Consider the following 25,339-nt stretch of genomic DNA (forward strand, 5'->3'; position numbering starts at 1 on the left):
CGTGGGCGTGGCGTTCGTGTATCTCACAACGCGGCGACGGGGCGTAGCGCAGTCTGGTCAGCGCGCCAGTTTTGGGTACTGGAGGCCCCCGGTTCGAATCCGGGCGCCCCGACCATCGCCAGGGGACAACTCCGCGTCCAGGCCGTCCGCGCCGGGGACGCCATCGCAGGCATTTGGGGAGACGAGCGAGCCATGAACGTCCGGATCTATCAGCCGAGCAAGACGGCCATGCAATCCGGCCGGGCCAAGACTCACCGTTGGATGCTGGATTACGAGATCGAGACACCGCGCCGTCCGGAACCGCTGATGGGCTGGACCAGCTCCGGCGACACGCTGAACCAGGTGCGCCTGTCCTTCGAAACGAAGGAAGAGGCCATTGCGTTCGCCGAGCGTGAAGGCTGGAACTACACCGTGCAGGAAGCTCCGGTCCGCCGCGTCCGTCCGCGCAACTACGCCGACAACTTCCGCACCGATCGCCCGCGCTTCTGATCGCAAACCCGGGACAAGGCCCCATAGCTCAGTTGGATAGAGCAGCCGCCTTCTAAGCGGCAGGTCGCTGGTTCGAATCCAGCTGGGGTCGCCATCCAGGCCAAGCCGTTGAAGAATAGGAAAAGCCCCGCTTCGGCGGGGCTTTTTGTTTTCTCGGTCGTCATGCAGGACGGGGGAGGCGTGCAGGTCAAGCCGTGCCCCATGCCGTGCCCCACAACGCCGAAGGGGCCGCTAAAGCGACCCCTTGAGGAAGGCTAAGGCCTTGAATTGGATGGTGATCCGGGTGGGATTCGAACCCACGGCCACATGATTAAAAGTCACGTGCTCTACCGACTGAGCTACCGGATCATCCTCTCGCGGCGGTGCGAAACTGGCCCCCGCCGGAAGTGGGCGCACCATAGAAAGACGCGCCCGAAAGGTCAACCATGGGCTTGATGGGAAATGCAGGATTTTGCCATCAAGCCCGCCCACCAAACCCATGGTTCCGGGATCAGGTCTGGCTGGTCGTCGGTACTATGCCGTTGCCGGCTTCGAGGGCGAAGCGTTCGGCCAGCCGTTCCGCGACGCGGGGCGAGACGAAATGGCGGATGTCGCCGCCGAGCCGCCCGATCTCCTTCACGAAGCGGGAGGAGATGAACTGGTGCTTCTCCGACGACATCAGGAAGATCGTCTCGACCTTCGGGTTCAGCCGCGCGTTCATGCCCGCCATCTGGAATTCATATTCGAAGTCCGAGACGGCGCGCAGGCCGCGGATGATGACCCTGGCATTCACCTCCATGGCGAAATGCATCAGCAAATTGTCGAACGCCCGCACCTCGATGCTGGCCCCGGCGGCGTTCAGCCCGGCCACATCCTCGCGAACCATGGCGACCCGCTCGTCCGTGGAGTAGAGCGGCCCTTTGCCGGCATTCCGGGCGACGCCGATGATCAGGTGGTCGACCTGACGGGCGGCGCGCTGGATGATGTCCATGTGACCGTTGGTGATCGGATCGAAGGTGCCGGGATAGACACCGATTCGACGACCTTCGCTGGTCTCGGTCTGGCTGGTCGCCATGGGTTCCCCTTTACGCCCTTCCGTTATTCGTTCGGCGCGGCGGAGCTGCCGGCATCACCGGTGGGCTCGACCGAACCGTTGGCGTCATCGCCAGTCTCAACGCCCGTATCCACGCCGTTCTCGCCTTCTTCCTCGGCGATGGTGGCGACGGACACCACGCGCTCGTCCGCCCCCACGCGGAACAGCGTGACGCCCAGCGTCTTGCGGCCGGCCACCCGCACGTCGTGCAGCGGCATGCGGATCACCTGGCCGCCGTTGGTGACCATCATCACCTGATGGTTCGATTCGACCGGGAAGGCGGCAACGATGGAGCCGTTGCGCTCGCCCATCTCCATGTTCCAGATGCCCTGGCCCCCGCGTCCGGCGGTGCGATATTCGTAGGACGAACTGCGCTTGCCATAGCCGCGGTCGGAGACGGTCAGAATATACTGTTCCTTCTGTTTCAGTTCTTCGTATCGCTCCTGCGACAGGGTGACGCTGTCCGTCGGCACCTCGTCGGCTTCCGGCGCGGCCTCGCCCTCCATCTCCAGCCCTTCGTCGCGCTTCATCTTGAAGAAGGCGGCGCGCTCCTCGGGCGTGGCATCGACATGGGTCAGGATCGACAGCGAAACCACCTCGTCCCCGTCGGCCAGCCTGATGCCGCGCACGCCGGTGGAGGTGCGGCCGGCGAAGACGCGGACGTCATCGACCGGGAAGCGGATGCACTTGCCGCCGCGGGTTGCCAGCAGGACGTCGTGGGTCTCGGAGCAGGTGTGGACGCCGATCAGACGCTCGCCTTCCTCCTCCAGCTTCATGGCGATCAGGCCGTTGGAGCGGATGTTGGCGAAGTCGGACATTCGGTTGCGGCGCACGTTGCCCTTCGACGTGGCGAAGACGACGTGCAAGTCGGACCAGGCGGCCTCGTCCTCCGGCAACGGCAGGACGGTCGTGATGGTCTCCCCGTCGATCAGCGGCAGCAGGTTGACGAAGGCCTTGCCGCGCGCCTGCGGGTTGCCCAGCGGCAGGCGATAGACCTTCAGCTTGTAGACCATGCCGCGGTTCGAGAAGAGAAGCAGCGGTGTGTGGGTGTTGGCGACGAACAGGTCGCTGACCGCGTCCTCCGCCTTCATCGACATGCCGGAGCGGCCCTTGCCGCCGCGCTTCTGCGCGCGATAGGTCGACAGCGGCACCCGCTTCACATAGCCGGACTGGCTGACGGTGACGACCATGTCCTCGCGCTGGATCAGGTCCTCGATGTCGGCCTCGAACTCCAGATCCTGGATTTCGGTGCGGCGCGGGTTGCCGAACCGCTCCTTCATCTCCACCAGCTCGTCGCGCAGGATCCCCATCAGCTTCGGCCGGTTGGCGAGCGTGGCTAGGAAGTCAGCGATCTGGTCGGTGACGTCGGTCAGCTCGGCGCCGATCTTGTCGCGCTCCAGCCCGGTCAGGCGGTGCAGGCGCAGGTCGAGGATGGCGCGGGCCTGGACCTCCGACAGGCGGTAGGTGCCCTGTTCGCTGACGCCGCGGCCGGGTTCGTCGATCAGCTCGATCAGCGGGCCGACGTCGTGAACCGGCCATTCGCGGTTCATGATCTCCTCGCGCGCCCAGACCGGATCGGGCGCGCTCCGGATCAGCTGGATCATCGCATCCAGGTTGGCGACGGCGACCGCCAGACCGACCAAGGTGTGCGCCCGCTCGCGAGCCTTGCCCAGCAGGAACTCGGTCCGGCGGGTGATGACCTGCTCGCGGAAGCGGATGAAGGCGGTGATGATCTGCAGCAGATTCATCAGCTCCGGACGGCCGCCGTTCAGCGCCAGCATGTTGACGCCGAAGGAGGTCTGGAGCTGGGTGTGGCGGAACAGCTGGGCCAGCACCACGTCGGGAACCGCGTCGCGCTTCAGCTCGATCACCACGCGCACGCCGTCGCGGTCGGATTCGTCGCGCAGGTCGGCGATGCCCTCGATGATCTTCTCGTTCACGACCTCGCCGATGCGTTCCATCAGCTTGGCCTTGTTGACCTGATAGGGAATCTCGGTCGCGACGATGGCGGTGCGGTCCTTGCGCACCTCCTCGAAATGGGTCTTGGCGCGCAGGATGACCGAGCCGCGCCCGGTCTGCAGCGCCGCCCGGCTGCCCGACCGTCCGAGGATCAGGCCGCCCGTCGGGAAATCGGGGCCGGGCACATGCTCCATCAGCTCGTCGAGCGTGACGTCGGGATTGTCGATGTAGGCGCAGCAGGCGTCGATCACCTCGCCCAGATTGTGGGTCGGGATGTTGGTCGCCATGCCGACGGCGATGCCGCCGGCGCCGTTCACCAGCAGATTGGGGAAGCGCGCCGGGACGACGGTGGGCTCGCGGCCCGAATCGTCGTAGCTGGCCTGGAAGTCGATGGTGTCCTTGTCGATGTCGTCCAGCAGCGCTTCCGCCGCCTTGGCCAGACGCGCCTCGGTGTAGCGCATCGCCGCGGGCGGATCGCCGTCCATCGAGCCGAAATTGCCCTGGCCGTCGATCAGCGGCAGGCGCATGGAGAAGTCCTGCGCCATGCGGACCATGGCGTCGTAGATCGCGCTGTCGCCGTGCGGGTGGTATTTACCCATCACGTCACCGACGATGCGCGCCGACTTCTTATAGGGTTTGGTCGAGTCGTACCCGCCCTCCTTCATCGCGTAGAGGATGCGCCGGTGCACCGGCTTCAGCCCGTCGCGGACGTCGGGCAGGGCACGGCTCACGATCACGCTCATCGCGTAGTCGAGATACGATTTCCGCATCTCGTCTTCGATGTTGATCGGCGCGATGTCGGAGGCGGGAGGAAGGGGCGTATTGCTCAAGCAGGACACTCATTCTTCGAATGCGCCGCCGCTCGGGAATCCGCGGCAGTCACTGGCCTTGCGGGCCGAAAGTTTGCCAAGGAAATATAGCAACTCTCGCAATTGCACACAATGATTCGGGGCTGGAAACCCCTGTCGGTGCCCCCACTGATGCCGGTTCAACGCCGGCTGAGATGTGCGAATCGCAGGGACAGGATGGTGACCGACACCAGACTGGCGATGAGAATTCCCTCGAACAGCCCATGGGCGCCGTGGCCGAGGCCGAAGACCAGGAAGGCCGATACCGGAATCATCACCACCGCGTAGGAGAAGAAGTGCAGCGCGGTGGGAATCCAGGCGTCATGCCGGCCGCGCAGCGCGTTCGCCATCACCGTCTGGCCGCCGTCGGCGATCAGGATCCAGGCGGCGAAGGCGATCAGCGGCGCCACCGCCTCCAGCAGTTCCGGGTTGTTGGTGTAGATGGCGCCGAGCGCATCGGGCAGGCTGCGATAGAGCACGCCGACGCAGGCCAGGATGGCGCTGGTGACTCCGAGGCCGGTCCAGCCCGCCAGCGCCATGTCGCTGCGGTCGCCGCGGCCATAGGCCACGCCAACCCGCACGGCAGTGGCCGACGCCAGACCGACCGCCGCCATGAAGGGCAGGGCGGTCAGGTTCAGTCCGACCGTATAGGCACCCAGCGCCAGCGGCGAGATCATGCCGGCGAACAGGCCGAGCGCCGCGAAGGCGCCGCTCTCCACCCCGATGCTGAGCCCAGCGGCATAGCCGAGGTGACGCTGGCGGGCGGCACCGCTCCACCAGCCGGACACCGGCAGGCGGACCTGCCAGCGGTCATGGTCGCGCATCCACCAGACATAGGCGACCAGCCCCAGCCCCATGGACCAGCGCACGATGCTGGTCGCCCAGGCGGACCCGACCGCGCCCAGCGGCTCCAGCCCGATATGGCCCCACACCAGCGCCCAGGCGAGCGCGGCATTGACGAGATTGCCGATCACCATGGCGACCATGCCCGGTAGCGGGCGCTTGATGCCCTCCAGGAAGAAGCCGGTGGTGATGTAGAGCATCATGCCCGGCGCCCCCAGCCCCAGCACCGCCAGCACATGGGCGCCGCCCGCTGCCATCTCCGGCGTCTGGCCGCCGGCCTGGAACAGCGGATCGCCGAGTAACGAGATCAGCGCGAACAGCACGCCCAGCAGCAGAGCGTAGGGAACTGACCGACGCCATGCCCGGCCGCACTCCACGTCGCTGCCGGCGCCGAAGGCGTGGGCGGTGATCATCACCGTCCCCATCAGCAGCCCGACGCCGGTGCCGACCATGATGTTGCCCGGCAGGTGCGCCAGCCCGTAATAGGCCAGTTCCTGCGCCGAGAAGCGGCCGACGATCGCGGTATCGACCGCCATCATCACCATCAGCCCGGCGCGAGAGACGATGACCGGTGCCGCCAGCCGCAACAGCTCGCCGATGTGGGCGGCGAGACGCGCGCGCAACGGCTCGGGGGCGGGCAGTGTGGCGGTGCTCATGACTGGACCTGTGGCGACGGAGGGATGACGGCGGCCCGTGCCGCGCCGCCGGACCGTAAGGCTTGGCCGGAAAGCGGGCAGACTGCGCAAAAGCCGGTCATCTTGCCCGGTGGGCGTACCGCGTCAAGGATTTCGGGAGCCCCGAAAGGACCGTTGCATTCTCTGCATGGCGGCGGGGTCGGCTGCGGAACCAAGCCGCCGCAGCCCCGTTGTCAAAAAAGCAGAGACGAACGACACCCAGGCCATCGCTCATCCCCGCCACCCCTGTCCCCTCACCCCAGACCGGAGAGACACCATGCAGCACGCCACGAACCGCCGGCAGCGCGCCACCGCCCGCGCCATCCCGTTCCCCGCGCGCGAGGTGGTGATCCTGACCTTCCTGATGGCGCTCGCCGCCATGCTGACCGGCTGCAACACGGTCGAGGGGGCCGGGCAGGACCTCCAATCCGGCGGCCGGGCGATTGAACGGACGGCCGAGTAAAGCGTTATCCGAGGGACCAACCCAGTCAGGAGTTGCCGCATGAGCGATCCGCAGAAGCCGTCCACCCCCGGCGAGATCCCAGCCCCGTCCAATCCAAATCCGCCTCAGCCCGGCCGCCCGACGACTCCCGATCCCTATCCGGTGCCCGACAACCCCGGCATCCTGCCGGAAGTCCCCCCGCCGGCCGACGAGCCGATGCCGGGCATGCCGAATCCGACGACGGCTTGATCGGCTGAGGGGAACGCGAGAGATCGGCGAGGCCGATCTCTCGCATCCTTCCTAGCGCCGGAGATCCTTGTCGAGGTTCGGTTCCGCCCGGTCGCCGTTCAGGCGGGCGCGATAGACCTGGACGGCCTCCAGCACGCGCTGGACATAGTTGCGGGTCTCGGAGATCGGGATCAGCTCGATCCAATCGACCACGTCGATGGATTCCGTGCGCGGATCGCCATAGGTCTGCAGCCACTGACGCACACGGTTCGGACCGGCGTTGTAGCCGGCGATTGCCAACACCCAGGAACCATTGAAGCGGTCGATCAGCTCAGCAAGATAGGCGGAGCCCAGCGTGACGTTGTAGCCGGGGTCCGACGTCAGCCGCGCGTTCGTGTGCTTCAGCCCCAGCTTTCCCGCCACCAGCTGCGCCGTCGTCGGCATCAACTGCATCAGCCCGCGCGCGCCTGCGGACGACACGATGGTCGGGTTGAAGGTGCTCTCCTGCCGGATGATGCCATGGACCAGCGCCAGTTCCGGCGCCGACGGACGGGCGTCGATCATCGGATACCCGGCTTCGACCAGGAACACGTCGTTCTGGGCGGCGTCCTTCGCGGCGGCGACGGCCAGATCGCGGCGGCCGACTTCGCTCGCCAGCTTTGCGGCCAGAACATAATCGGCCGGGGTCTTGGCATCCAGGCTGATGCGGCGGACGAAGCCAGTCACCTGATCGGCAGCGTTGCCGCCGATTTCCGACAGCAGCCGGGCGACGTGCACCACCTCCCGCTTGTTGAAGGCCGCCGTCTCGGCGCTGGAGACCGACGGCGGGGTGGGCAGGGTGACGGCGCCGCCGGAAACATGGCGGAAGGCCAGCTGACCATAGAAGGTGGTGGAGTAGGTCGCGGCCTTGGCATACCACTCCCGCGCCGGTCCGGTCTGGCCCAGCGCCTCGGCCGCGCGTCCGCACCAATAGGCACCGCGCGCCTTGCTGATTGGTGCGGTGACCGAGCGATACAGTTTGTGGAAATGGACAAAGGCTTCCGACGGCTTGTCGAGGAAGCGCAGGGCCAGGAATCCCGACAGGAACTCCGCATCGGCGAAGGCGCTGCCGTCGCTCATGCCGTTGGCGCTGACCAGACGGTAGGCGAGGTTGTAGTCGCCCCGCTCCATCGCGCGGCGAGCCAGCAGATGGCGCTCCGACCACCAGGACTGCGGGCGGCCCATGTCGGCGCCGGCCTGGGCGATGATCTCCAGCGCGCCGGCATCGTCGCCCTTGCGCCGCAGGTAGCGGGCGCGATCGAACATCAGCCCCGGATCGCTCAGCAGGCCGGGCGGCACGCGCGCCAAGGCCGCGTCGGCCCCCGCACGGTCGCCGTCCAGCGCGATGCGCGCCTCGATCAGCGTGTCATAGGCTTCGTCGAAGAAGGGCAGCATCCGCCGCACCGGCGCCTCCTGCCGGGCCCACAGCAGCCGGTCGATGCGCGCCTTGTGGTCCTGCTGGCGCAGATAAGGCGTATAGTGGGCGAGGAAGGTCGCCTCCTCGTCGGCGGTGAAGGTGCCGTCGGCCCACTGCTTGCGGATCAGAGTGGTCGCGCGCTCGGCGCTGCCGGTGGCGATCAGCGCGTCGGCATAGCGGACGAAGCCGTCGTTGGTCAGCGGCGGGTTCTGACGAAACCATTCCACCACCTCCGCCGGCGGGATGTCGGGCATCGCCATTTCCGCCTGACGGCGGAGCGCCGCCATGTTCGGCCAGTCGGGATTGTCCCGGATGAAGGCGGCGATGTCGCTGAAGCTGCCGCCGCCCGGATTGGCCAGCGCGATCCAGCGCAGAACCTTCGCCGGTAACGGATCCTGCGCGCGGGACGCCGCGGCCAATGCCTCGGCCAGCCTTTCGTCATCGGCGAGCTTGAAAGCCTCGCGATAGATGGCGATGTCCTGCGGGCTCAGCGCCGCGGCGGGAAGGGCGCCGGGAAGTGCCGCGAAAAGGGTGAGGAGACCCGCGAAAACAGAGGTCCGGGCGCTCTTGCCGAGGGCGGCGGGGAGGGATAATGTGCGCAACTCTTTTTTCCAGCTAAGCCGACTGAGGAGGCAGCCATGTTCCACGGTTCCATCGTCGCCCTTCTGACTCCGTTCAAGGGCGGGAAAGTGGACGAGAAGGCCTTCCAGTCCTTTGTGGAGTGGCAGGTCGCCCAGGGCACCCACGGTCTGGTGCCCTGCGGCACGACCGGCGAGTCGCCGACCCTGTCCCACGAAGAACACAACCGCGTCGTGGAACTGTGCATCGAGGCGGCCGGCGGCAAGGTGCCGGTGATGGCCGGCACCGGCTCCAACTCGACCGACGAGGCGATCGCCCTGACCCGCCATGCCAAGCAGGCAGGCGCGCAGGCGGCGCTCGTGGTCACGCCCTACTACAACAAGCCGTCTCAAGAGGGTCTGTACCAGCATTTCAAGGCGATCCATGACGCGGCGGATTTGCCGATCTTCATTTACAACATTCCCGGCCGCAGTGTCGTGGATATGTCTGTGGCGACGATGGCGCGGCTTGCAAAGCTGCCCAACATCGTCGGCGTGAAGGACGCCACCGCCGATCTGTCGCGCCCGTCCCGCCTGCTGCAGGAGGTCGGCCCCGACTTCATCCAGCTGTCGGGCGAGGACGCCACCGCGCTGGCCTTCAACGCGCAGGGCGGCGTGGGCTGCATATCCGTCACCGCCAATGTGGCGCCGGCGCTGTGCTCCGCCATGCAGACCGCCTGGGCCAAGGGCGACCTGAAGGAGGCGTTCCGCCTGCGTGACGTGCTGTCGCCGCTGCACGACTCGATGTTCGTGGAGACCAGCCCGGCCCCGGTGAAGTTCGCCGCCAGCCTGCTGGGCCTGGGCACCGACGAGGTGCGCCTGCCGCTGGTTCCGGCGACGGAAACCGCCCGGGCCGCCGTGCGTGGAGCCATGACCAAAGCCGGCCTGTTGTCCTGAGTGACGGAACAGGCCGTATAGGAGAGAGATTTGGCGACGCGCGAGGAAGCAAAAAAATATGCGGCGCAGAACCGCCGCGCGCGGTTCGACTTCTTCATCGATGATGTCCTCGAAGCCGGGATCATGCTGACCGGGTCGGAGGTGAAGTCGCTGCGTGGCGGCCGCGCCAGTGTGAACGAGGCCTATGCCGGCCTGAAGGGCGGGGAGCTGTACCTGTTCAACGCGTACATCCCCGAATATCTCCAGGCCGGCCGCATCGATCAGCACGAGCCGAAGCGTCCGCGCAAGCTGCTGGTCCGCCGCCGCGAGTTGGACAAGCTCGCGGCCGGCATCAAGCAGAAGGGTGTCACGCTCGTGCCGATGTCGGTCTATTTCAACGACCGCGGCTACGCCAAGGTCGAGATCGGCCTCGCCACCGGCAAGAAGAAGCACGACAAGCGCGAGAGCGAGAAGGAACGCAGCTGGCAGCGCGACAAGGCGCGGCTGATGCGTGACAAGGGCTGATACGGTGGCACGTCTCGACAATCGGGCCACGGACCGCGACTCCACCGTCGCCGCCGTGGCCGCCGAAGCCCTGTCCGAAATCCGGCCGCAGGGCCGGATCCTCGTCGCCTTCGACAGTGATGGCGCAATCACCGAGGCTCTGCGCGACGGCGGGGCGGAGGTGGTGGTGTGGAACCGACTCGCTGTTGGCGGGCAGGCGGCCACGCCCTGGCCGGCCGAGGGACCGTTCGACGGTGCCGTGCTGCGCCTGCCGCGCGGCTGGGCCGGGTTCGAAATGGCCTTGCATGCGCTGGCCTCCCGCCTTGCCCCCGGTGCCCCGCTGTGGATCGCCGGCGGCAACGACGAAGGCGTGACCAGCGCGCCCAAGCATCTCGACGGGCTGGCCGAGGAGCCGGAAACGCTCATCATCAAGAGGCGCGCCCGATTGCTGCTGACCCGCCGCACCGATGCGCCGGCCAAGGGGGCATTGGAGGATTGGCGGCAGACCGTCACCCTGACGCTGCCCGACCGGACGCTGGAACTGGTGTCCTATCCTGGCCTGTTCGCCCACGGGCATCTGGATGCCGGCACCGAATGCCTGTTGAAAGTGCTGCCCGATGTGGCGGCCGGCACCCGTGTGCTGGATTTCGGCTGCGGCGCCGGAGTGATCGCGCGGGCCGTGCGCGAACGCCAGCCGGACGCGCCGTTGACGCTGCTGGACATCGATGCGGTGGCGCTGCACGCCGCCCGCCAGAATGTACCGGACGCCGAACTGGTGCTGAGCGACGGCTTGGCCGGACTGGGCACCCGTGAGCGCTTCGGCCTGATCCTGTCCAACCCGCCGCTCCATCGCGGCAAGGACGAGGATTTCGGCATGCTCGACGCGCTGGTCGCGGGGACCAAGCAGTACCTGAAGCTGCGCGGCACGCTGGTGGCGGTGACCCAGCGGACGGCCGGTGTCGGCAAGCTGTTCAAGACCGCCTTCGGCCACAGCGACATGCTGATGGAAACCACGCAGTTCCAGGTCTGGGCAGGGACGCCGAAGTAGGGCGAGCAGGGGGCCTTGGCTGGCAAGGCCCCCATCCGCTCACACATTCACCCCCCGCATCCCCTCCGCCGTATAGCGGTCCCCCGCCGCCACACCCGGCGGCAGCGCGTCGCTCAGCGCCTTCACCTCCGCATCGGTCAGCGTCACCGCCGCGGCGCCGACATTCTCCTCCAGATACTTGATCCGCTTGGTCCCCGGAATCGGCAGGATCTCCGGCCCCTGGGCCAGCAGCCAAGCCAGCGCCACCTGTCCAGCGGTGCAGCCCTTCTGTGCCCCCAGCGCCTTCACCTGCTCCACCAGGGCAAGATTGCGGTCGAAATTGTCCCCGGCGAAGCGCGGCGCGATGCGGCGGAAGTCGTTCTCGGCGAACTGGTCGGGGCTGCTGACGGCACCGGTCAGCATGCCGCGGCCGAGTGGTGCGTAGGCGACCAGCGAGATGCCCAACTCGCGGCAGGTCGGCAGCACCGCCGCCTCCACGTCGCGGGTCCACAGCGAATATTCGCTCTGTACCACGGCGATGGGGTGAACGGCATGGGCACGGCGCAGGGTGGCGGCCGACACCTCCGACAGGCCGAGTGCCCGGACTTTCCCGGCCTTCACCAGTTCGGCCATGGCGCCGACCGTCTCCTCCACCGGGATGTCCGGGTTCACGCGGTGCGCGTAATAGAGATCGATGGTCTCCACCCCCAGCCGCTTCAGCGAGGCGTCGCAGGCTTGGGCGACATAGGCGGGGCTGGTGTCGACCCGACGGGCATACTCCCCGGGCTGGCGGACGATGCCGAACTTGGTCGCGATCGTAACCCGGTCACGCCTGCCGGTCAGGAAGCGGGCGAGCAGCGATTCGTTGTGGCCGCTGCCGTACATGTCGGCGGTGTCGTAGTGGGTGACGCCAAGCTCCAACGCCCGTTCCAGCGTGGCGAGCGATTGGGCGTCGTCGGTCGGGCCGTAGAACTCCGACATGCCCATGCAGCCGAGCCCGATTTCGGAAACCGCGAGAATGCCACCGATATTGCGCTGTTTCATCGCTTTACCCCTCCCGTGCCGCGGCCGGGCGGATTACCCTGGGAGCCTGCGGCAACAACTACACTACACTGTGCAGTGTACTTAGAGGATGGGGAATGTCAACGTCTCTGACGGGAGGTGGCGCGCGCGGGTCGGCGAAGCGGAATGCGGTGGTGGAGGCAGCAACCCGCGCCTTCCTGACCCACGGGTACGAGGCGTCGTCGATGGACGCCATCGCCGCCGATGCGAATGTATCGAAGCGCACCGTCTACAATCACTTCCCCGGCAAGCGCGAGCTGTTCCAGGCCGTGGTGTCCGGCCTGTATGAGGGGTTCCGCAGCGCCGACGGCCAGAGCCTGCTCTCCCACGACCAGCCGCCTGAGAAGGCTCTGCCGGTCTTCCTGCGCTCCCTGCTGGTCCATACAGGGCGGCCGGAAGTGCGTGGCCTGCTCCGCCTGGTGATCGCCGAGCACCAGCGCTTCCCCGAACTGTCGCAGGACTATCTGGAGGGCGGGAAGAGCCAGGCTTACGCGCTGCTGGACGACTATCTTGCCGCCCAGCATGCGCGCGGTCGCCTGAACGCGCCGGACCCGCATGTGGTGGCGACCCAACTGCTTGGCGGCATGAAGGAGGTGCTGTTCTGGCCGACCATGCTGGGGCTGCCGGTCACCGCCGATCCGGAGCGGGTGATCGCCGATTCGGTCGCGGCGCTGCTACGCGCCTATGGAACCGAGCCGGTCAGCGCCCCCGCAGGCCCGAGGGGTTGACGCCCACCGCCGTCCGGATGCGGCGGGCGAAATGGGACCGGTTGGCATAGCCGCAGGCTTCCGCCGCTTCCTGAACGCTCAGCCCCTCGCCCTGCAAAAGGTCGCGGGCGTGGGCGACCCGCTCCTCCGTCAGGATGCTGCGGACCGAGCAGCCCTCTTCGGTTAGGCGGCGGCGCAGAGTGCCGGTGCTGAGGTTGAGCGCGCCGGCCACGCGCTCGGCGGTCCAAGGCATATCGGGCTGGGTGCGCAGGAGCTGGCGCACCGCATCGGCGATTCCCGTCGGTGCCACCGGACCCAGCCACCAGACGCCGTCTTCCAGCAAAGCCAGCAGGACCTCCATGCAGCGATGCTCCGCCAGCTTGGCCGGCAGCGGCGGGTCGGCGGTCAGGCCGGTGGCGGCATGCTGGATGGCGTCGGTCAAGGCCGGGGTCAGAGTGACATGCCAGTCACCCGGCCGGGCGCGCGGTGCCAGTCCATCGGTGCCATGGGCGCGCAGAAGCCGCCGGACCATCTCCGCCGGGAATTCCAGCACCAGGGCACGGTAGCGGCCACCGGAACCGGGGTCGTTCACCACCGACCCGCACCAGCCCGGAGGCAGCAGCATGGCGCTGCCGGCCGGAAAGCGGCGGGTGGTGCCGGATTGGTCGGTCAGCTCCTTGGTGCCCTCCAGAACGGCGATCAGAGCCGTACGCTCGATCCGCACCTCGGCCAGACGCTCACGGTCATGGGCGACGAAGGCCCACAGCTCCGGCCGATGTGGTCGGTCGCCGCCGCCGGGACGCAGGTCGCGGGCGGCGAAGCGGGACAGGCGGGCGAGCAGATCCGGACCCATGGCGTTCATCCTCTGGCCTTCGCGCATCCTAGGACCGGCCGGCGCGACCGATCAACGGCCGTAGCGGGCGGTGAGCGTCGCCTTGCCCAAGCTGGCGGCGTTCAGGTTGAAGCCGACCATGGCGCCGGACGCATCGGCCGGCAGCGGCAGGCTCTCCACCTTCAACGCGTGGACGGTGACGACATAGCGGTGCGGCTTGTCGCCCTGCGGCGGGCAGGGACCGCCATAGCCGGAGGTGCCGAAATCGGTGCGGCTCTGCACGGCACCGGCGGGCAGGCCGTTCTTGGTCGGATCCCCGGCGCCGGCGGGCAGGCCGCGGGTGTCGGCCGGCAGGTTGAACACCACCCAATGCCACCATCCGCTGCCGGTCGGCGCATCGGGATCGTAGATGGTGACGGCGAGGCTGCGGGTGCCGGCCGGCGGCTCCGTCCAGCTGAGGGCCGGCGATCGGTTGGCGCCGGTGCAGCCGAATCCGGCAAGCACATTCCGTTCCGGGATCGGCGCATTGTCGGTGAAGTCGGGGCTGTGCAGCTCGAACGCGGCAGCGGGGGAGGCGGCCAGCAGCACTGCGGCGAACAATGCCGGGCGGAAGGGGAATTTCGGGCTCATCGGGGCGTCTCCGTCGATTGGGATGCCCTGACGATAAAGGGCCGCGGATTTCCCCGCGGCCCTGAACGGCTCAAAGATGGCCCCGAACTGCTCAGCCCTGCTTGAGCAGCTTCGCCGCGTCCACCGCGCCATAGGTCAGGATGGCGTCGCAGCCGGCGCGCTTGAAGCCCATCAGCGTCTCCAGCAGCGCCTTGTCGTAGTTCAGCCAGCCGTTGGCGGACGCGGCGCGCAGCATCGCGTATTCGCCCGACACATGGTAGGCGAAGGTCGGCACCGCGAACTGGTCCTTCACCCGGCGGATGATGTCGAGATAGGGCAGGCCCGGCTTCACCATCACCATGTCCGCCCCCTCCTGCAGGTCGCAGGCGACCTCGCGCAGGGCTTCGTCGGTGTTGGCGGGGTTCATCTGGTAGGTGGTCTTGTCGCCCTTCAGGAAGCCGCCGGAATTCACCGCATCGCGGAACGGGCCGTAGAAGGCGGAGGCGTATTTCGCGGCGTAGGAGCAGACGCGGGTCAGCTGGTAACCCTCGGCATCCAGCTTGTCGCGGATCGCGCCGATGCGGCCATCCATCATGTCGGACGGGGCCACGATGTCGACGCCAGCCGCCGCCTGCGACAGGGCCTGACGGATCAGGACCTCGACGGTCTCGTCATTCTGAATGTAGCCGTCGCGCAGGATGCCGTCATGGCCGTGGGTGGTGTAGGGGTCGAGCGCCACGTCGCCAAGGATGCCGACCCCCGGCGCCGCCGCCTTCACCGCGCGGATGGCGCGGTTCATCAGGTTGTCGGGATTGTAGGCTTCCGCCGCGTCTTCCGACTTCGCATCCGAGCCGACGACCGGGAACAGCGCGATGCAGGGAATGCCCAGCGAGCCGGCCTCCACCACCGCCTCGCACAGCAGGTCGATGGTCAGGCGCTCCACGCCGGGCATGGAGGCGACCGGCTCCCGCCGGTTCTCGCCTTCGATCACGAAGACCGGCCAGATCAGGTCGTCGACGGTCAGCGTGTTCTCGGCGACCAGACGACGGGTCCAGGCGTCGGCGCGGTTGCGGCGCAGACGGGTGCGCGGGAAGGCGGCGGGCAGGGTGATCGGCATCGGGGAGACCATGCACTTAGAACGAGTGCGGCGATCCTACGCCTTCCCGCATAGTGAACTCAAGCCGCGGCGGCGGCTCCAGTCCTTTGGGACCGGGCCGGCTGCCTTGCGCAGGTCTCATGCCCCGCCGTGGGCCTCTCCGCTTGCATGCCGGGCGACCTTGTCCCAATGGGCGGCCACGGGATCGCCGGTGGCTGCACCGCCGTCAACGGGCCGGAAGCCGGTGTCCTGTCCCTGCAGAGTCCAGCGGTGCCCCTGCTTGCGATAGCTTGACACCAGCCCGCCGGTGAAGGCCGCGCCCTCCCACGACCGCACCTCGAACGTCACCGAAGGGTGGTCGACGGTGATGAGATTGTAGGCGTTGGTTTCGTTCCGCAGCCGCGTGGAGGTGGCGGTGGAGGCCTGGGCGACCAGGATGGAGCGGGCGATCTGGGTGTGGAAGCTCATGATGTCGCCGGAATAGGCCTTGTGCAGATGACCGGCCAGCAACAGGTCGACGCCGCAGCTTTCCAGCGCCGGCAGGGCCAGCTTGTGCCGGCCGACCAACTGCGTCTTGGGCAGGTCTGGTGGCGGCAGGAAGGGATGGTGGGTGAACAGTACCTTGAACACCGTGTCCGGCATGCCGCAGAACACCTCGCGCACCCGCGCGATCTGGCGCCGGTTCATCCGACCTTCGGAAAAATCCATGATGACCGGACGGGCGGTGTTGATGCCGAGCACCGCGATCTCGTCATCGACATGCAGCGGGCTGAAGTCGCTGGTGATGTAGCGGCGATAATGGCCGAACGGGTCGGTGAAGCGCTTGAACACGTTGTAAACCGGGATGTCATGATTTCCCGGTACCGCCATGTAAGGAAAGGGTAATTTCTCCAGAAAGGCGCGAGCTTCCCGGAAATGGCGCTCTTTGGCCCGCTGCACGAAGTCGCCGGAGATAACGATCAGGTCGGGGGCCTGCGCGGTCAGGTCTGCCAGCAGACCGTCCACCACGCGCTGGTCGATCCGTCCGAAATGCAGGTCGGAGATGTGAGCGAGCCGTTTCACGCCATCCTCATCCTTTTTCTCAGCCCGGTGCCAGAACCTTCAGAGCCCCCGGGAGAATCCGGTAGTGAAGCGGCGCGTGCAGCTTCCGGATCTCGCCATCGTTGACCATCTTCAGGCGGTGGCGGCGGCTGTGGACCGTCAGGCTGGTCACCGCATAGGTTTCCAGCCCTTCGTCCTGTTTCCAGGAACCGGCAACCAGCCTTCCCATCAACCGCAGCATCGCGAATGCGTTCCGTTCGCGGGCCACATAGACCCCGAGCTTTCCCGCGTCGAGCGACTGGCGGGACAGGACGAGGCCGAACCCGTCGTCATAAACGTTGTTGGAAACGACCAGGATGGGCGTGCGCATGCGGCGGGGACCCTCGCCCCAGTCCAGGCGGACATCCAGCAGCGGCAGCCGGTAGAGCGTTTTCGCCATGGCCACCGCCGCTCCCGGCCATTTCAGCAGCCGGTGCTGCTTGCGCTGGCGCTCGCGCTCCTGGACCACCTGCGGATAGAAGCCGAGGACGGAGCTGTTGGTGTAGGGCTCTCCATTCACCTCGGCGATGTCGATGACCCGCACCCGGCCCGCGGCCAGGGCCTCCGCCGCCCCCTCCAATTCAAGTGGAATGCGAAGATCGCGGGCCAACAGATTGAGAGTACCCAAGGGAATGACGCCTAGCGTCTTGCCGGTCGGCAGCGCCAGCTTCACCGCGCTGTGCAACGTGCCGTCGCCGCCGCCGACAACCACCGTCTCGGCATCGGAGTCCAGCACCCGCCGGATCGTGTCGGCGCATTGCGCGCCGTCGACCGTGTGCAGGTCCACCGTGGCGCCGTGCCGTTGAAAGGCGTTGCGGATCGCCCCTTCGGCGCCGTCGATGGGGCGGTCGACCAGCGAGCCCGCCTGCCGGTTGAGAATGATTCCAACCTTCATGCGTCACCCGGCAGGATGTGGAGCGGCATCGGCATCTGACCTTCCGTAATGCTTCAGAGGAGGAGCCGTTCTCAGATGAGAGCGTGACCGCAACGGTCCAAGAGGGGGGTTGTTCCTAATCAGCGGATCGGCGAACATCCGGACCCGTATGGTAGGTTTGACAGCGCCGCCGGCTCCCGTATCATCGCGGTGGGCCGGTCTCCACGCCCTGGAGCATCGCGGGGCTGGAACAGACTGCTCGCCACCGCCCGATTCGCAACGATAACCGAGAAAATACAAGACGATGAGCGACGCTGCTGAGATTCTGTTCGAACGTCGGGGCGCGATCGGCCTCGTCACGCTCAACCGCCCCAAGGCGCTGAACGCGCTGACGCTGGGCATGATCAGGCTGTTCGATCCGCAGCTCCGGATGTGGGATGCCGATCCGGAGGTCAAAGCCGTCGTGATTCGCGGTGCCGGCGAAAAGGCCTTCTGCGCCGGCGGCGACGTGGTCAGCCTGTACGAGGCCGGCAAGGCGGTGAAGGAGGGACGCGGCGATACCGGGCCGATCCGCGCCTTCTTCAGCGAGGAATATGTGCTGAACCGGCGGATCAAGCGCCTGTCCAAGCCCTATGTCGCGCTGATCGACGGCATCTCCATGGGGGGCGGCGTCGGCCTGTCGGTCCACGGCACCCACCGCATCGTCACCGAGCGCACGATGTTCGCCATGCCGGAAACCGGCATCGGCCTCTATCCCGACGTCGGCGGCACCTATTTCCTGCCGCGGCTGCCGGGGCAGGTCGGCATCTGGCTGGGGCTGACCGGCGACCGGCTGAAGGCGGCCGACCTGCTGGCCATTGGCGCCGCCGACGCCTTCGTGCCGAGCGCCGGGATCGAGGCGCTGATCGACGATCTCGCCGCCGGCGTCCCGGCCGACGAAGCGATCGCGGCCCATCGCGGCGAAGCCGGCGAGGCGGCGGTGAGCGCCATCCGGGCAGCGGTCGACCGCTGCTATGCCTTCGACAGCGTGGAGGCCATCGTCAAGGCGCTGGAGGCCGAGGGGACCGACTGGGCGGCCGGGCAACTCGCCACCCTGCGCCGGGTTTCGCCGACCAGCCTGAAGGTGACGCTGGCCGCACTCCGTCGCGGGACGAAGCTGGATTTCGAAGGCTGCATGGTGCAGGAACTGCGCCTCAGCCTCGCCTGCCTTGCCGGGGATGATTTCTACGAAGGCATTCGCGCGGTGCTGGTCGACAAGGACAAGAACCCGAAATGGAAACCGGCGGAACTCGCCGATGTCGGCCCGTCGGACGTCGAGCGGCACTTCGCCGAACCGGCGGGCGGCGATCTGGTGTTCCGCGACTGAGCAACCGCCGTCGGGGAAAGATCCCGGAGGAATGGTCACGCAGGCGGTCGCGGGACCATTCCTTTCCGCTTATGCCGGTGGTGCCGCCCGGCCGAAAACCTTCGTGTGGGGACACCCAGCGAAAGGCGCCTGTACAGACGGGTTGTGCCAGACTTTTTCTGGAATTATTAGGATGATTGCCGACGAATGATCGGTTAATCTCGCTTTAAGGTCCCGGTATCGTCCTTGCGCGGGGAACGGCCGGTTAGAGCCAAAGGAGACCGCGGTGCGCAAACCCTATTACGAGAGCATTCTGTTGATCGAGCGGCTTCACCGCCACTTTCTTGAAGTGCTCAAGACTGAGTTGGACCGGCTCGGGATCCAGGACATCAACAACGTCCAGAGCCTGATCCTGTACAACATCGGCGAAGATGAGATGACGGTCGGCGAACTGACCGCGCGCGGTTACTATCTGGGTTCCAACGTCTCCTACAACGTCAAGAAGATGGTCGAGAACGGCTATCTCGGCCAGGAACGCTCCCCGCACGATCGCCGGTCGGTCCGTGTCCGCTTGTCGGAGAAGGGCCTGGACCTGCGCGAAAAGATCAGCGTCATGTTCGAACGTCATCTGACCGCCCTGGAAAAGGCGGGCTTCAGCGACGAGGAACTGACCAAGGCCAACGAGACCCTGCGCAAGCTGGAACGCTTCTGGTCGGCGTCGCTCGACTACAGCGGCTTTCCGATGACCTCCGCGGCCTGACCGGCCGGTATTTGCGAGGCCCCCGCGGTTCCGGCTCCCGCGGGCGGCATCGGGTTCCCGCTTCCCATCGGCCTCCACCCTTATCATGGACGGCAGGGAAGCGACGTCGAGCGAGCCGGCACCTCCGCCATCCATTCCACATCGTTCCTGCATCCGCTCTGAACCCATCGGCGCCTTCGCGTGTTGACGGGGATTGGCCTTTGCGCGGCCGCAGTTGGTCCGGCCGGACGATTTCCGGCCGCCGAGCAGTGCCGAAGGCGTCACGGCAACGGGCGGCTTATGTCTTATATCGTCATGATGGTGGGGCTTGGGGTCCTGATCCTGTTGGTGGCCTGGCTGCCGATGGTGTTGAAGGAGCTGCCGCTTTCCCTGCCGATCATCTGCGTCGGGCTGGGCTTCGCGGTGTTCAGCACCCTGCGGCTGGAGAACCCGGAACCGCTGGCCTTTCCCCAGGCCACCGAGCGGCTGACCGAACTTATCGTCATCATCTCGCTGATGGGCGCGGGGCTGAAACTGGATCGCCGCATCGGCTGGCGCCGCTGGATCATCACGTGGCGGCTGCTGGGCATCACCATGCCTCTGTCGATCCTGATGATCGCCCTGATCGGCTGGTACTGGCTCGATTTCCCGTTACCGGCGTCGATCCTGCTGGGGGCCGCACTGGCGCCCACCGATCCGGTTCTCGCCTCCGACGTCCAGGTCGGTCCGCCCAAGTCCGGCGAGGAGGATGAGATCCGCTTCAGCCTGACCTCCGAAGCCGGACTGAATGACGGCTTGGCCTTTCCCTTCGTCCATCTTGCCATTGGAGTCGCCCTGCTGAACGGCAACCCACCCTGGGACATGCTGCAACATTGGGTGCTGCTGGATGTGGTGTGGAAGCTGGGGGCCGGCGTCGGAGTCGGCTGGCTGGTCGGACGGTTCCTCGGCTATGTCACCTTCCGGGTGCCGAATCGGGCGAATCTGTCACGGACCGGTGACGGCTTCGTGTCGCTCGGCATCACGCTGATTGCCTACGGCCTGACGGAACTGGTCGGCGGGTACGGTTTTCTCGCGGTGTTCGTCGCAGCACTCGCGTTGCGCGATGCGGAACGGAACAGCGAGTATCATGAACGCCTGCATGATTTCGTCGAGCAGACCGAGCGGCTGATGATGATGCTGATGCTGGTGCTGTTCGGCGGCACGCTGGTCCATGGATTGATCGACGCCTTGTCTTGGAGTGCCGTCGGCGCCGCGGTCGTCATCCTGCTTCTGGTGCGTCCGGTCGCCGGAGTGGCGGGGCTGGCCGGCGTGCCGATGCCGGTCGGCGAGAAGCTGGCCATCGGCTTCTTCGGTATCCGCGGCATGGGCAGCATCTATTACGTCGCCTATGCGCTGAACGCCGCGGAGTTCGACGTGCCCAACGCCTTGTGGGCGGTCACCGGCCTGATCGTGCTTCTCTCGATTCTCGTCCATGGCATCAGTGTGACGCCGGTCATGCAGCGGATCGACCGGCGCCGGCAGGCGGCGGTGGCGCAACCGTCGCCCTCCATACACCGCCGAATGGAAAAAGCGCGCGTTTCAGCCGACTCTTGATGAAAATTGTTGGTGAAGCTGAATTTCCGCTTTCCGTACAAGGTGATGCGCCTGCATAGTGGTCGGGAAGGGGCGGCGTGGACGACCTGACGGTTTCGAATGAAACCAAATGGGCAGGCCGACACGACCACCCGGGAACCGCCGGAAGAACCGATCCGGACGGTCATCCGCAATCTGCGCAACGCAACGCTGATGGGGAGGAATTCACGTATGATCGCACGTCTTTTGGCCGGTGCCGCCCTTGCTGCCCTGACGATCGGTGTTCTGTCCACCGGGCCCGCCATGGCCCAGCAGGGCAAGCTTTCCGGCGATATGGTCAAGATCGGTGTGCTGAATGACCGCTCGGGCCTCTATGCCGATCTCGGCGGCGAAGGGTCGGTGATCGCCGCCAAGATGGCGGCCGAGGAGTTCGGCAACAAGATTCTCGGCAAGCCTATCGAATTCATTTCGGCCGACCACCAGAACAAGCCCGATATCGGCGCCAACCTTGCCCGCCAGTGGATCGACCAGGACGGTGTCGACGTGATCGTCGACGTGCCGAATTCCGGCGTCGCCCTCGCCGTGCAGGAGGTGACGAAGGAGAAGAAGAAGATCTTCCTGATGGAAGGTCCGGCGACCTCGCGGCTGACCGGCGACGCCTGCTCCCCCACCGGTTTCCACTGGCCCTACGACACGCATGCGCTGGCCGTCGGTACGGGACAGGCCATGGTCAAGGAGGGCGGCGACAGCTGGTTCTTCATCACCGCCGACTATGCCTTCGGCCATCAGTTGGAGGCCGACACCTCCGTCGAAGTGAAAAAGGCCGGCGGCAAGATTCTCGGTTCGGTGAAGGCGCCGCTGAACACCGCCGACTTCTCCTCCTTCCTGCTGCAGGCCCAGGCCTCGGGCGCAAAGGTCGTCGGTCTCGCCAATGCCGGCGGCGACACCATCACCTCGATCAAGCAGGCCGCCGAATTCGGCCTGACGCAAAGCGGTCAGCAGAAGCTGGCGGGCCTGCTGATCTTCCTGTCGGACGTGCATGCGCTTGGACTGCAGGTCGCCCAGGATCTGGTGCTGACCACCGGCTTCTACTGGGACCGTGACGACGAGACCCGCGCCTGGTCCAAGAAGTTCTTCGACCGCTATGGCAAGATGCCGACGATGGTGCAGGCCGGCAGCTATTCCGCCGTCCGCCACTATCTGAAGGCGATCGAAGCGGCCGGGACCGACGACGGCCCGACGGTCGCCGCCAAGATGAAGGAGATGCCGGTCAACGACATGTTCGCCAAGAACGGCACGATCCTGCCGAACGGCCGCATGGTCCATGACATGTATCTGGCCCGCGTGAAGAAGCCGTCCGAGTCCAAGGGCGCCTGGGATTATTACCAGATCCTGCGCACCATCCCCGGCAAGGACGCCTTCGCCACCTTCGAGGAGAGCGGCTGCAAGCTGCCGAAGTGATCGTGTCGGTAAACAGGACGACAGGGCAAAAGCCGTGACGTGACGGAGCGGCATCCCCGCCAGGGCGGCGGTCTTCGGACCAATGCCGCGGCGGGGATGCCGCTGAGGAGAGCGACGCTCATGATGGGAACGATTTTCGGCATTCCGCCCCAGGCGCTGTTCGGCCAGCTTCTGCTGGGGCTGATCAACGGATCGTTTTACGCGCTGCTCAGCCTTGGGCTGGCGGTGATCTTCGGCATGTTGAACGTCATCAACTTCGCCCATGGCGCGCTCTACATGATGGGCGCCTTCGTGGCGTGGCTGCTGCTGAACCAGCTCGGCATCGGCTATTGGTGGGCGCTGCTGCTGGCGCCGCTGATCGTCGGCGCGTTCGGGGTCGTGCTGGAAAAGACGCTGCTGTCGCGGCTCTACAAGCTCGACCATCTCTATGGGTTGCTGCTGACCTTCGGGTTGGCTTTGATCGTCGAGGGGGCGTTCCGGCACCAGTATGGCGTGTCCGGCCAGCCTTATCCCATTCCCGCCGAACTCAGCGGCGGCCGGAACCTGGGCTTCATGTTCCTGCCCAATTACCGCGGCTGGGTGGTGGTGGCGTCGCTGATCGTCTGCATCAGCACCTGGATCGCCATCGAGAAGACGAAGCTGGGCGCCTATCTGCGCGCGGCGACCGAGAATCCGGTGCTGGTCCAGGCCTTCGGCATCAATGTGCCGCGGATGGTCACGCTGACCTACGCCTTCGGCGTGGCTTTGGCCGGTCTCGCCGGCGTGCTGGCGGCACCTATCTATCAGGTATCGCCGCTGATGGGCTCGCACCTCATCATCGTCGTGTTCGCGGTGGTGGTGATCGGCGGCATGGGGTCCATCATCGGCGCCGTGCTGACCGGCTACGGGCTGGGCCTGTTGGAAGGACTGACCAAGGTCTTCTACCCGGAGGCCTCGAACATCGTGGTCTTCGTCATCATGGCGGTGGTGCTGATGGTAAAGCCCGCCGGTCTGTTCGGACGGGAGAGGTAAGCGCATGAGCCTTCATTCGCAGAGCAGCGGCCGGGCGTCCGCACAGGCTGCCGGCGCACCGGCGACGGCGGGCCTGACCATGGCGAGAGTTGGCGCGCTGGTGGTGTTGGCCGCTCTGCTGGCAGTGCCGTTCGTGCTCTATCCGGTCTTTTTGATGAAGGTGCTGTGCTTCGCGCTGTTCGCCTGCGCCTTCAATCTGTTGATCGGCTTCGGCGGGCTGCTCAGCTTCGGTCATGCGGCATTCTTCGGCAGCGCCGCCTATGTCACCGCCCATGCGGTGAAGGAGTGGGGATGGTCGCCTGAACTGGGGATTCTGCTGGGCACCCTGGCCGCGGTCGTCCTGGGGCTGGTCTTCGGCCTGATCGCCATCCGCCGGCAGGGCATCTATTTCGCCATGATCACGCTGGCGTTGAGCCAGATGGTCTATTTTCTGGCCCTGCAGCTGCCCTTCACCCATGGCGAGGACGGCATCCAGGCGGTGCCGCGCGGCGTCCTGTTCGGCGTCTTCGACCTGCACAACCCGCTGGCGATGTACTACACGGTGCTGGGCGTTTTCCTGATCGGATTTGCCATCATCTGGCGAACGGTGCATTCGCCGTTCGGGCAGGTGCTGAAAGCGATCCGTGAGAACGAGGCACGCGCCATTTCGCTGGGCTACCGCACCGACCGTTACAAGCTGCTGGCCTTCGTGCTGTCGGCGTCGCTGGCCGGGCTGGCGGGCGGCACCAAGGCCATCGTCTTCCAGTTGGCGACGCTGACGGACGTGACGTGGCAGATGTCGGGCGAAGTCGTGCTGATGACGCTGCTGGGTGGTATGGGCACGCTGAGCGGCCCGGTCATCGGTGCCGCTCTGGTGGTGACGCTGGAGAATTATCTGGCGGCGACCAGCCTGCCGGTGCCGGTCGTGATCGGCTGCATCTTCGTCGCCTGCGTGCTGGTGTTCCGTCGGGGAATAGCCGGGGAAATCGCGGCGCGTTTTGGAAAGCACAGCCAGAATAGTTAAGTCACTGCACAGAAAAACAGCACGCATATTAAGGACGGTTTCGTTCATAAGACACTAAGGTTGCAAGATACCGCATACCCCGAAAGAACGGGTGTGCGGTTATTATTTTGCGTCCTGGAACGTTCTGCTTTCTGGGTGTTATAGGTCTCAACGCGTGCGGCGGTGCAGCAAAATGACCGACGCGAGCTTTGGGAAGAGGCGTCCACCCGGACGAACGTATTCGAGGAGCATCCCGCATGGCTATGGACAAGGATACCACGACCAGCGCGCGTGAAACCGCTGACCGGGCAAAAGGCACGGTGGAGGACATGACGCGCGCCGGTGAGGCCACCACCCGCCGCGCCGCCGATGCCGCCCGCTCGATGGGTGAGAACGCGGCAGAGACCGGCCGGGAGGCCGCCGATGCCAGCCTGAACGCTGGTCAGAAGGCAATGGGGGCGGGTGCCGACATGACCCGCCGCAGCGCTGAGACCGCCGGCACCATGATGAACAAGGCATCCGATGTCGCCGGCCGCACGACCGAGCAGCTCCAGCGCGCGCTGGGCCTGTCGAAGGAAGCGCAGGGCGCGGTCGCCAGACAAACCCGCGAAACCATGGACGTCATGGTCCAGTGCGGCAGCGTTCTGGCCGACGGCTGGCAGAATGCCTGGCGCGAATGGATGGGGCTGGCGCAGGACGTCGCCTCGCGCAATGCCGAGGGAATGAACGCGCTGATGCGCAGCCGGACCGTCCCCGATTTCTACGCGACGCAGAGCCGCATGCTGAAGGAAAACATGCAGATGGTCCTCAGCCGCAGCGTCAAGATCTCGGAGATGTCGGCGAACACCGCCAACACGGCGATGGGCAAGCTGAACGCCCGTCTGGAAGGTGCGGCGCAGCAGACGGAGCGCCGCTTCTGAAGACCTGGCCGACT

At 66.3% G+C, this 25,339-nt stretch carries 24 protein-coding genes and 3 tRNA genes; 16 read left to right on the plus strand and 11 right to left on the minus strand.

Going from position 1 to position 25,339, the window contains the following annotated elements; genetic code table 11:
• Nucleotides 1–37: 37 nt before the first annotated feature.
• The 3 genes from M5E06_RS05020 to M5E06_RS05030 all read left to right on the plus strand — a co-directional run bounded on the left by M5E06_RS05020 (nt 38) and on the right by M5E06_RS05030 (nt 583).
• Nucleotides 38–115, plus strand: a tRNA-Pro gene (locus M5E06_RS05020).
• 77 nt (nt 116–192) lie between these two features.
• Nucleotides 193–489 (plus strand): ETC complex I subunit, encoded by a 297-nt coding sequence (locus M5E06_RS05025; protein WP_014247573.1) that lies wholly within the window; start codon nt 193–195, stop codon nt 487–489.
• 17 nt (nt 490–506) lie between these two features.
• Nucleotides 507–583, plus strand: a tRNA-Arg gene (locus M5E06_RS05030).
• 178 nt (nt 584–761) lie between these two features.
• On the opposite strand, the gene M5E06_RS05035 is transcribed toward M5E06_RS05030, so the two are convergent.
• The 4 genes from M5E06_RS05035 to M5E06_RS05050 all read right to left on the minus strand — a co-directional run bounded on the left by M5E06_RS05035 (nt 762) and on the right by M5E06_RS05050 (nt 5,867).
• A tRNA-Lys gene (locus M5E06_RS05035) sits at nt 762–837 on the minus strand.
• A gap of 142 nt (nt 838–979) precedes the next feature.
• A complete protein-coding gene (coaD, locus tag M5E06_RS05040; protein WP_109154559.1) occupies nt 980–1,543 on the minus strand; it encodes a pantetheine-phosphate adenylyltransferase in 564 nt (187 codons plus the stop codon).
• Nucleotides 1,544–1,566: 23 nt separating this feature from the next.
• Complete coding sequence (gene gyrA, locus M5E06_RS05045; RefSeq protein ID WP_252137374.1) at nt 1,567–4,350, minus strand: DNA gyrase subunit A; 2,784 nt, start codon at nt 4,348–4,350, stop codon at nt 1,567–1,569.
• A 158-nt stretch (nt 4,351–4,508) separates the two neighbouring features.
• A complete protein-coding gene (locus tag M5E06_RS05050; protein WP_252137375.1) occupies nt 4,509–5,867 on the minus strand; it encodes an MATE family efflux transporter in 1,359 nt (452 codons plus the stop codon).
• Nucleotides 5,868–6,162: 295 nt separating this feature from the next.
• Here M5E06_RS05050 and M5E06_RS05055 point away from each other — a divergent pair, with 295 nt between their 5' ends.
• Together M5E06_RS05055 and M5E06_RS05060 are read left to right on the plus strand one after the other, a co-directional pair.
• Nucleotides 6,163–6,348 carry an entericidin A/B family lipoprotein gene (locus M5E06_RS05055; RefSeq protein ID WP_199232143.1) on the plus strand — a complete coding sequence of 62 codons (186 nt, stop codon included), beginning with the start codon at nt 6,163–6,165 and terminating at the stop codon, nt 6,346–6,348.
• A 39-nt stretch (nt 6,349–6,387) separates the two neighbouring features.
• The gene (locus tag M5E06_RS05060; protein ID WP_109074782.1) at nt 6,388–6,576 is read left to right on the plus strand and encodes a hypothetical protein; all 189 of its coding nucleotides are present in this window, start codon (nt 6,388–6,390) and stop codon (nt 6,574–6,576) included.
• Between the two features lie 51 nt (nt 6,577–6,627).
• Here the strand turns inward: M5E06_RS05060 and M5E06_RS05065 are convergent, their stop codons facing one another.
• A complete protein-coding gene (locus M5E06_RS05065) occupies nt 6,628–8,613 on the minus strand; it encodes a lytic transglycosylase domain-containing protein (protein WP_252137376.1) in 1,986 nt (661 codons plus the stop codon).
• A 36-nt stretch (nt 8,614–8,649) separates the two neighbouring features.
• Between M5E06_RS05065 and dapA the strand changes: the two genes are divergently transcribed.
• Genes dapA through M5E06_RS05080 form a run of 3 tightly spaced genes read left to right on the plus strand, consistent with a single transcriptional unit; the run spans nt 8,650 to nt 11,056 of the window.
• Nucleotides 8,650–9,525, plus strand: coding sequence for a 4-hydroxy-tetrahydrodipicolinate synthase (gene dapA / locus M5E06_RS05070; protein ID WP_109154562.1), 876 nt, complete (start codon nt 8,650–8,652; stop codon nt 9,523–9,525).
• Between the two features lie 30 nt (nt 9,526–9,555).
• Complete coding sequence (smpB, locus tag M5E06_RS05075) at nt 9,556–10,029, plus strand: SsrA-binding protein SmpB (RefSeq protein WP_042704640.1); 474 nt, start codon at nt 9,556–9,558, stop codon at nt 10,027–10,029.
• Nucleotides 10,016–11,056: a class I SAM-dependent methyltransferase gene (locus M5E06_RS05080; RefSeq protein WP_252137377.1), complete on the plus strand. Its 1,041-nt coding sequence runs from the start codon at nt 10,016–10,018 to the stop codon at nt 11,054–11,056. The genes smpB and M5E06_RS05080 overlap by 14 nt, the downstream gene beginning before the upstream one ends.
• Nucleotides 11,057–11,095: 39 nt before the next feature.
• Here M5E06_RS05080 and M5E06_RS05085 read toward each other — a convergent pair whose 3' ends face one another.
• The gene (locus tag M5E06_RS05085; protein WP_252137378.1) at nt 11,096–12,079 is read right to left on the minus strand and encodes an aldo/keto reductase; all 984 of its coding nucleotides are present in this window, start codon (nt 12,077–12,079) and stop codon (nt 11,096–11,098) included.
• A gap of 95 nt (nt 12,080–12,174) precedes the next feature.
• Here M5E06_RS05085 and M5E06_RS05090 point away from each other — a divergent pair, with 95 nt between their 5' ends.
• Nucleotides 12,175–12,825, plus strand: coding sequence for a TetR/AcrR family transcriptional regulator (locus tag M5E06_RS05090; RefSeq protein ID WP_252137379.1), 651 nt, complete (start codon nt 12,175–12,177; stop codon nt 12,823–12,825).
• Here the strand turns inward: M5E06_RS05090 and M5E06_RS05095 are convergent.
• The 5 genes from M5E06_RS05095 to M5E06_RS05115 all read right to left on the minus strand — a co-directional run bounded on the left by M5E06_RS05095 (nt 12,797) and on the right by M5E06_RS05115 (nt 17,316).
• Complete coding sequence (locus M5E06_RS05095; protein WP_252137380.1) at nt 12,797–13,657, minus strand: helix-turn-helix transcriptional regulator; 861 nt, start codon at nt 13,655–13,657, stop codon at nt 12,797–12,799. The genes M5E06_RS05090 and M5E06_RS05095 overlap by 29 nt on opposite strands.
• 51 nt (nt 13,658–13,708) lie before the next feature.
• Complete coding sequence (locus M5E06_RS05100; RefSeq protein WP_252137381.1) at nt 13,709–14,266, minus strand: YbhB/YbcL family Raf kinase inhibitor-like protein; 558 nt, start codon at nt 14,264–14,266, stop codon at nt 13,709–13,711.
• 91 nt (nt 14,267–14,357) lie between these two features.
• Nucleotides 14,358–15,362, minus strand: a complete 1,005-nt coding sequence (gene hemB / locus M5E06_RS05105) for a porphobilinogen synthase (protein WP_252137382.1) — start codon at nt 15,360–15,362, stop codon at nt 14,358–14,360.
• A gap of 117 nt (nt 15,363–15,479) precedes the next feature.
• Nucleotides 15,480–16,403 (minus strand): metallophosphoesterase family protein, encoded by a 924-nt coding sequence (locus M5E06_RS05110; RefSeq protein WP_252137383.1) that lies wholly within the window; start codon nt 16,401–16,403, stop codon nt 15,480–15,482.
• A gap of 19 nt (nt 16,404–16,422) precedes the next feature.
• Nucleotides 16,423–17,316, minus strand: coding sequence for a diacylglycerol/lipid kinase family protein (locus tag M5E06_RS05115; RefSeq protein WP_252137384.1), 894 nt, complete (start codon nt 17,314–17,316; stop codon nt 16,423–16,425).
• A 283-nt stretch (nt 17,317–17,599) separates the two neighbouring features.
• On the opposite strand from M5E06_RS05115, the gene M5E06_RS05120 reads away from it, so the two are divergent.
• The 7 genes from M5E06_RS05120 (at nt 17,600) to M5E06_RS05150 (ending at nt 25,325) form a co-directional block, all read left to right on the plus strand.
• Nucleotides 17,600–18,661: an enoyl-CoA hydratase/isomerase family protein gene (locus tag M5E06_RS05120; protein WP_252137385.1), complete on the plus strand. Its 1,062-nt coding sequence runs from the start codon at nt 17,600–17,602 to the stop codon at nt 18,659–18,661.
• Between the two features lie 265 nt (nt 18,662–18,926).
• Nucleotides 18,927–19,400 carry a MarR family winged helix-turn-helix transcriptional regulator gene (locus M5E06_RS05125; RefSeq protein ID WP_045580172.1) on the plus strand — a complete coding sequence of 158 codons (474 nt, stop codon included), beginning with the start codon at nt 18,927–18,929 and terminating at the stop codon, nt 19,398–19,400.
• Nucleotides 19,401–19,679: 279 nt separating this feature from the next.
• Nucleotides 19,680–20,972 carry a cation:proton antiporter gene (locus M5E06_RS05130; RefSeq protein WP_252137386.1) on the plus strand — a complete coding sequence of 431 codons (1,293 nt, stop codon included), beginning with the start codon at nt 19,680–19,682 and terminating at the stop codon, nt 20,970–20,972.
• Between the two features lie 210 nt (nt 20,973–21,182).
• Complete coding sequence (locus tag M5E06_RS05135) at nt 21,183–22,412, plus strand: ABC transporter substrate-binding protein (protein ID WP_252137387.1); 1,230 nt, start codon at nt 21,183–21,185, stop codon at nt 22,410–22,412.
• A 123-nt stretch (nt 22,413–22,535) separates the two neighbouring features.
• Nucleotides 22,536–23,423, plus strand: a complete 888-nt coding sequence (locus tag M5E06_RS05140; RefSeq protein WP_109074807.1) for a branched-chain amino acid ABC transporter permease — start codon at nt 22,536–22,538, stop codon at nt 23,421–23,423.
• Nucleotides 23,424–23,427: 4 nt separating this feature from the next.
• On the plus strand, nt 23,428–24,426 hold the full coding sequence (locus tag M5E06_RS05145) for a branched-chain amino acid ABC transporter permease (protein WP_252137388.1): 999 nt from the start codon (nt 23,428–23,430) through the stop codon (nt 24,424–24,426).
• A 236-nt stretch (nt 24,427–24,662) separates the two neighbouring features.
• Entirely contained in the window at nt 24,663–25,325 is a 663-nt protein-coding gene (locus M5E06_RS05150; protein WP_252137389.1) for a phasin family protein, read from the plus strand.
• Nucleotides 25,326–25,339 lie beyond the last annotated feature (14 nt).

Source organism: Azospirillum sp. A1-3 (assembly GCF_023806445.1).
Lineage (GTDB): Bacteria > Pseudomonadota > Alphaproteobacteria > Azospirillales > Azospirillaceae > Azospirillum.

Bases quoted from the DNA above. Each gene is read 5' to 3' on its own strand.
- M5E06_RS05130 (WP_252137386.1), top strand. From the start codon at position 19,680: ATGTCTTATATCGTCATGATGGTGGGGCTTGGGGTCCTGATCCTGTTG.
- M5E06_RS05100 (WP_252137381.1), bottom strand. From the start codon at position 14,266: ATGAGCCCGAAATTCCCCTTCCGCCCGGCATTGTTCGCCGCAGTGCTG.
- M5E06_RS05095 (WP_252137380.1), bottom strand. From the start codon at position 13,657: ATGGGTCCGGATCTGCTCGCCCGCCTGTCCCGCTTCGCCGCCCGCGAC.
- dapA (WP_109154562.1), top strand. From the start codon at position 8,650: ATGTTCCACGGTTCCATCGTCGCCCTTCTGACTCCGTTCAAGGGCGGG.
- M5E06_RS05060 (WP_109074782.1), top strand. From the start codon at position 6,388: ATGAGCGATCCGCAGAAGCCGTCCACCCCCGGCGAGATCCCAGCCCCG.
- hemB (WP_252137382.1), bottom strand. From the start codon at position 15,362: ATGCCGATCACCCTGCCCGCCGCCTTCCCGCGCACCCGTCTGCGCCGC.
- M5E06_RS05050 (WP_252137375.1), bottom strand. From the start codon at position 5,867: ATGAGCACCGCCACACTGCCCGCCCCCGAGCCGTTGCGCGCGCGTCTC.
- M5E06_RS05120 (WP_252137385.1), top strand. From the start codon at position 17,600: ATGAGCGACGCTGCTGAGATTCTGTTCGAACGTCGGGGCGCGATCGGC.
- M5E06_RS05115 (WP_252137384.1), bottom strand. From the start codon at position 17,316: ATGAAGGTTGGAATCATTCTCAACCGGCAGGCGGGCTCGCTGGTCGAC.
- coaD (WP_109154559.1), bottom strand. From the start codon at position 1,543: ATGGCGACCAGCCAGACCGAGACCAGCGAAGGTCGTCGAATCGGTGTC.
- M5E06_RS05150 (WP_252137389.1), top strand. From the start codon at position 24,663: ATGGCTATGGACAAGGATACCACGACCAGCGCGCGTGAAACCGCTGAC.
- M5E06_RS05140 (WP_109074807.1), top strand. From the start codon at position 22,536: ATGGGAACGATTTTCGGCATTCCGCCCCAGGCGCTGTTCGGCCAGCTT.
- M5E06_RS05025 (WP_014247573.1), top strand. From the start codon at position 193: ATGAACGTCCGGATCTATCAGCCGAGCAAGACGGCCATGCAATCCGGC.
- M5E06_RS05145 (WP_252137388.1), top strand. From the start codon at position 23,428: ATGAGCCTTCATTCGCAGAGCAGCGGCCGGGCGTCCGCACAGGCTGCC.
- M5E06_RS05085 (WP_252137378.1), bottom strand. From the start codon at position 12,079: ATGAAACAGCGCAATATCGGTGGCATTCTCGCGGTTTCCGAAATCGGG.
- M5E06_RS05135 (WP_252137387.1), top strand. From the start codon at position 21,183: ATGATCGCACGTCTTTTGGCCGGTGCCGCCCTTGCTGCCCTGACGATC.
- M5E06_RS05090 (WP_252137379.1), top strand. From the start codon at position 12,175: ATGTCAACGTCTCTGACGGGAGGTGGCGCGCGCGGGTCGGCGAAGCGG.
- M5E06_RS05055 (WP_199232143.1), top strand. From the start codon at position 6,163: ATGCAGCACGCCACGAACCGCCGGCAGCGCGCCACCGCCCGCGCCATC.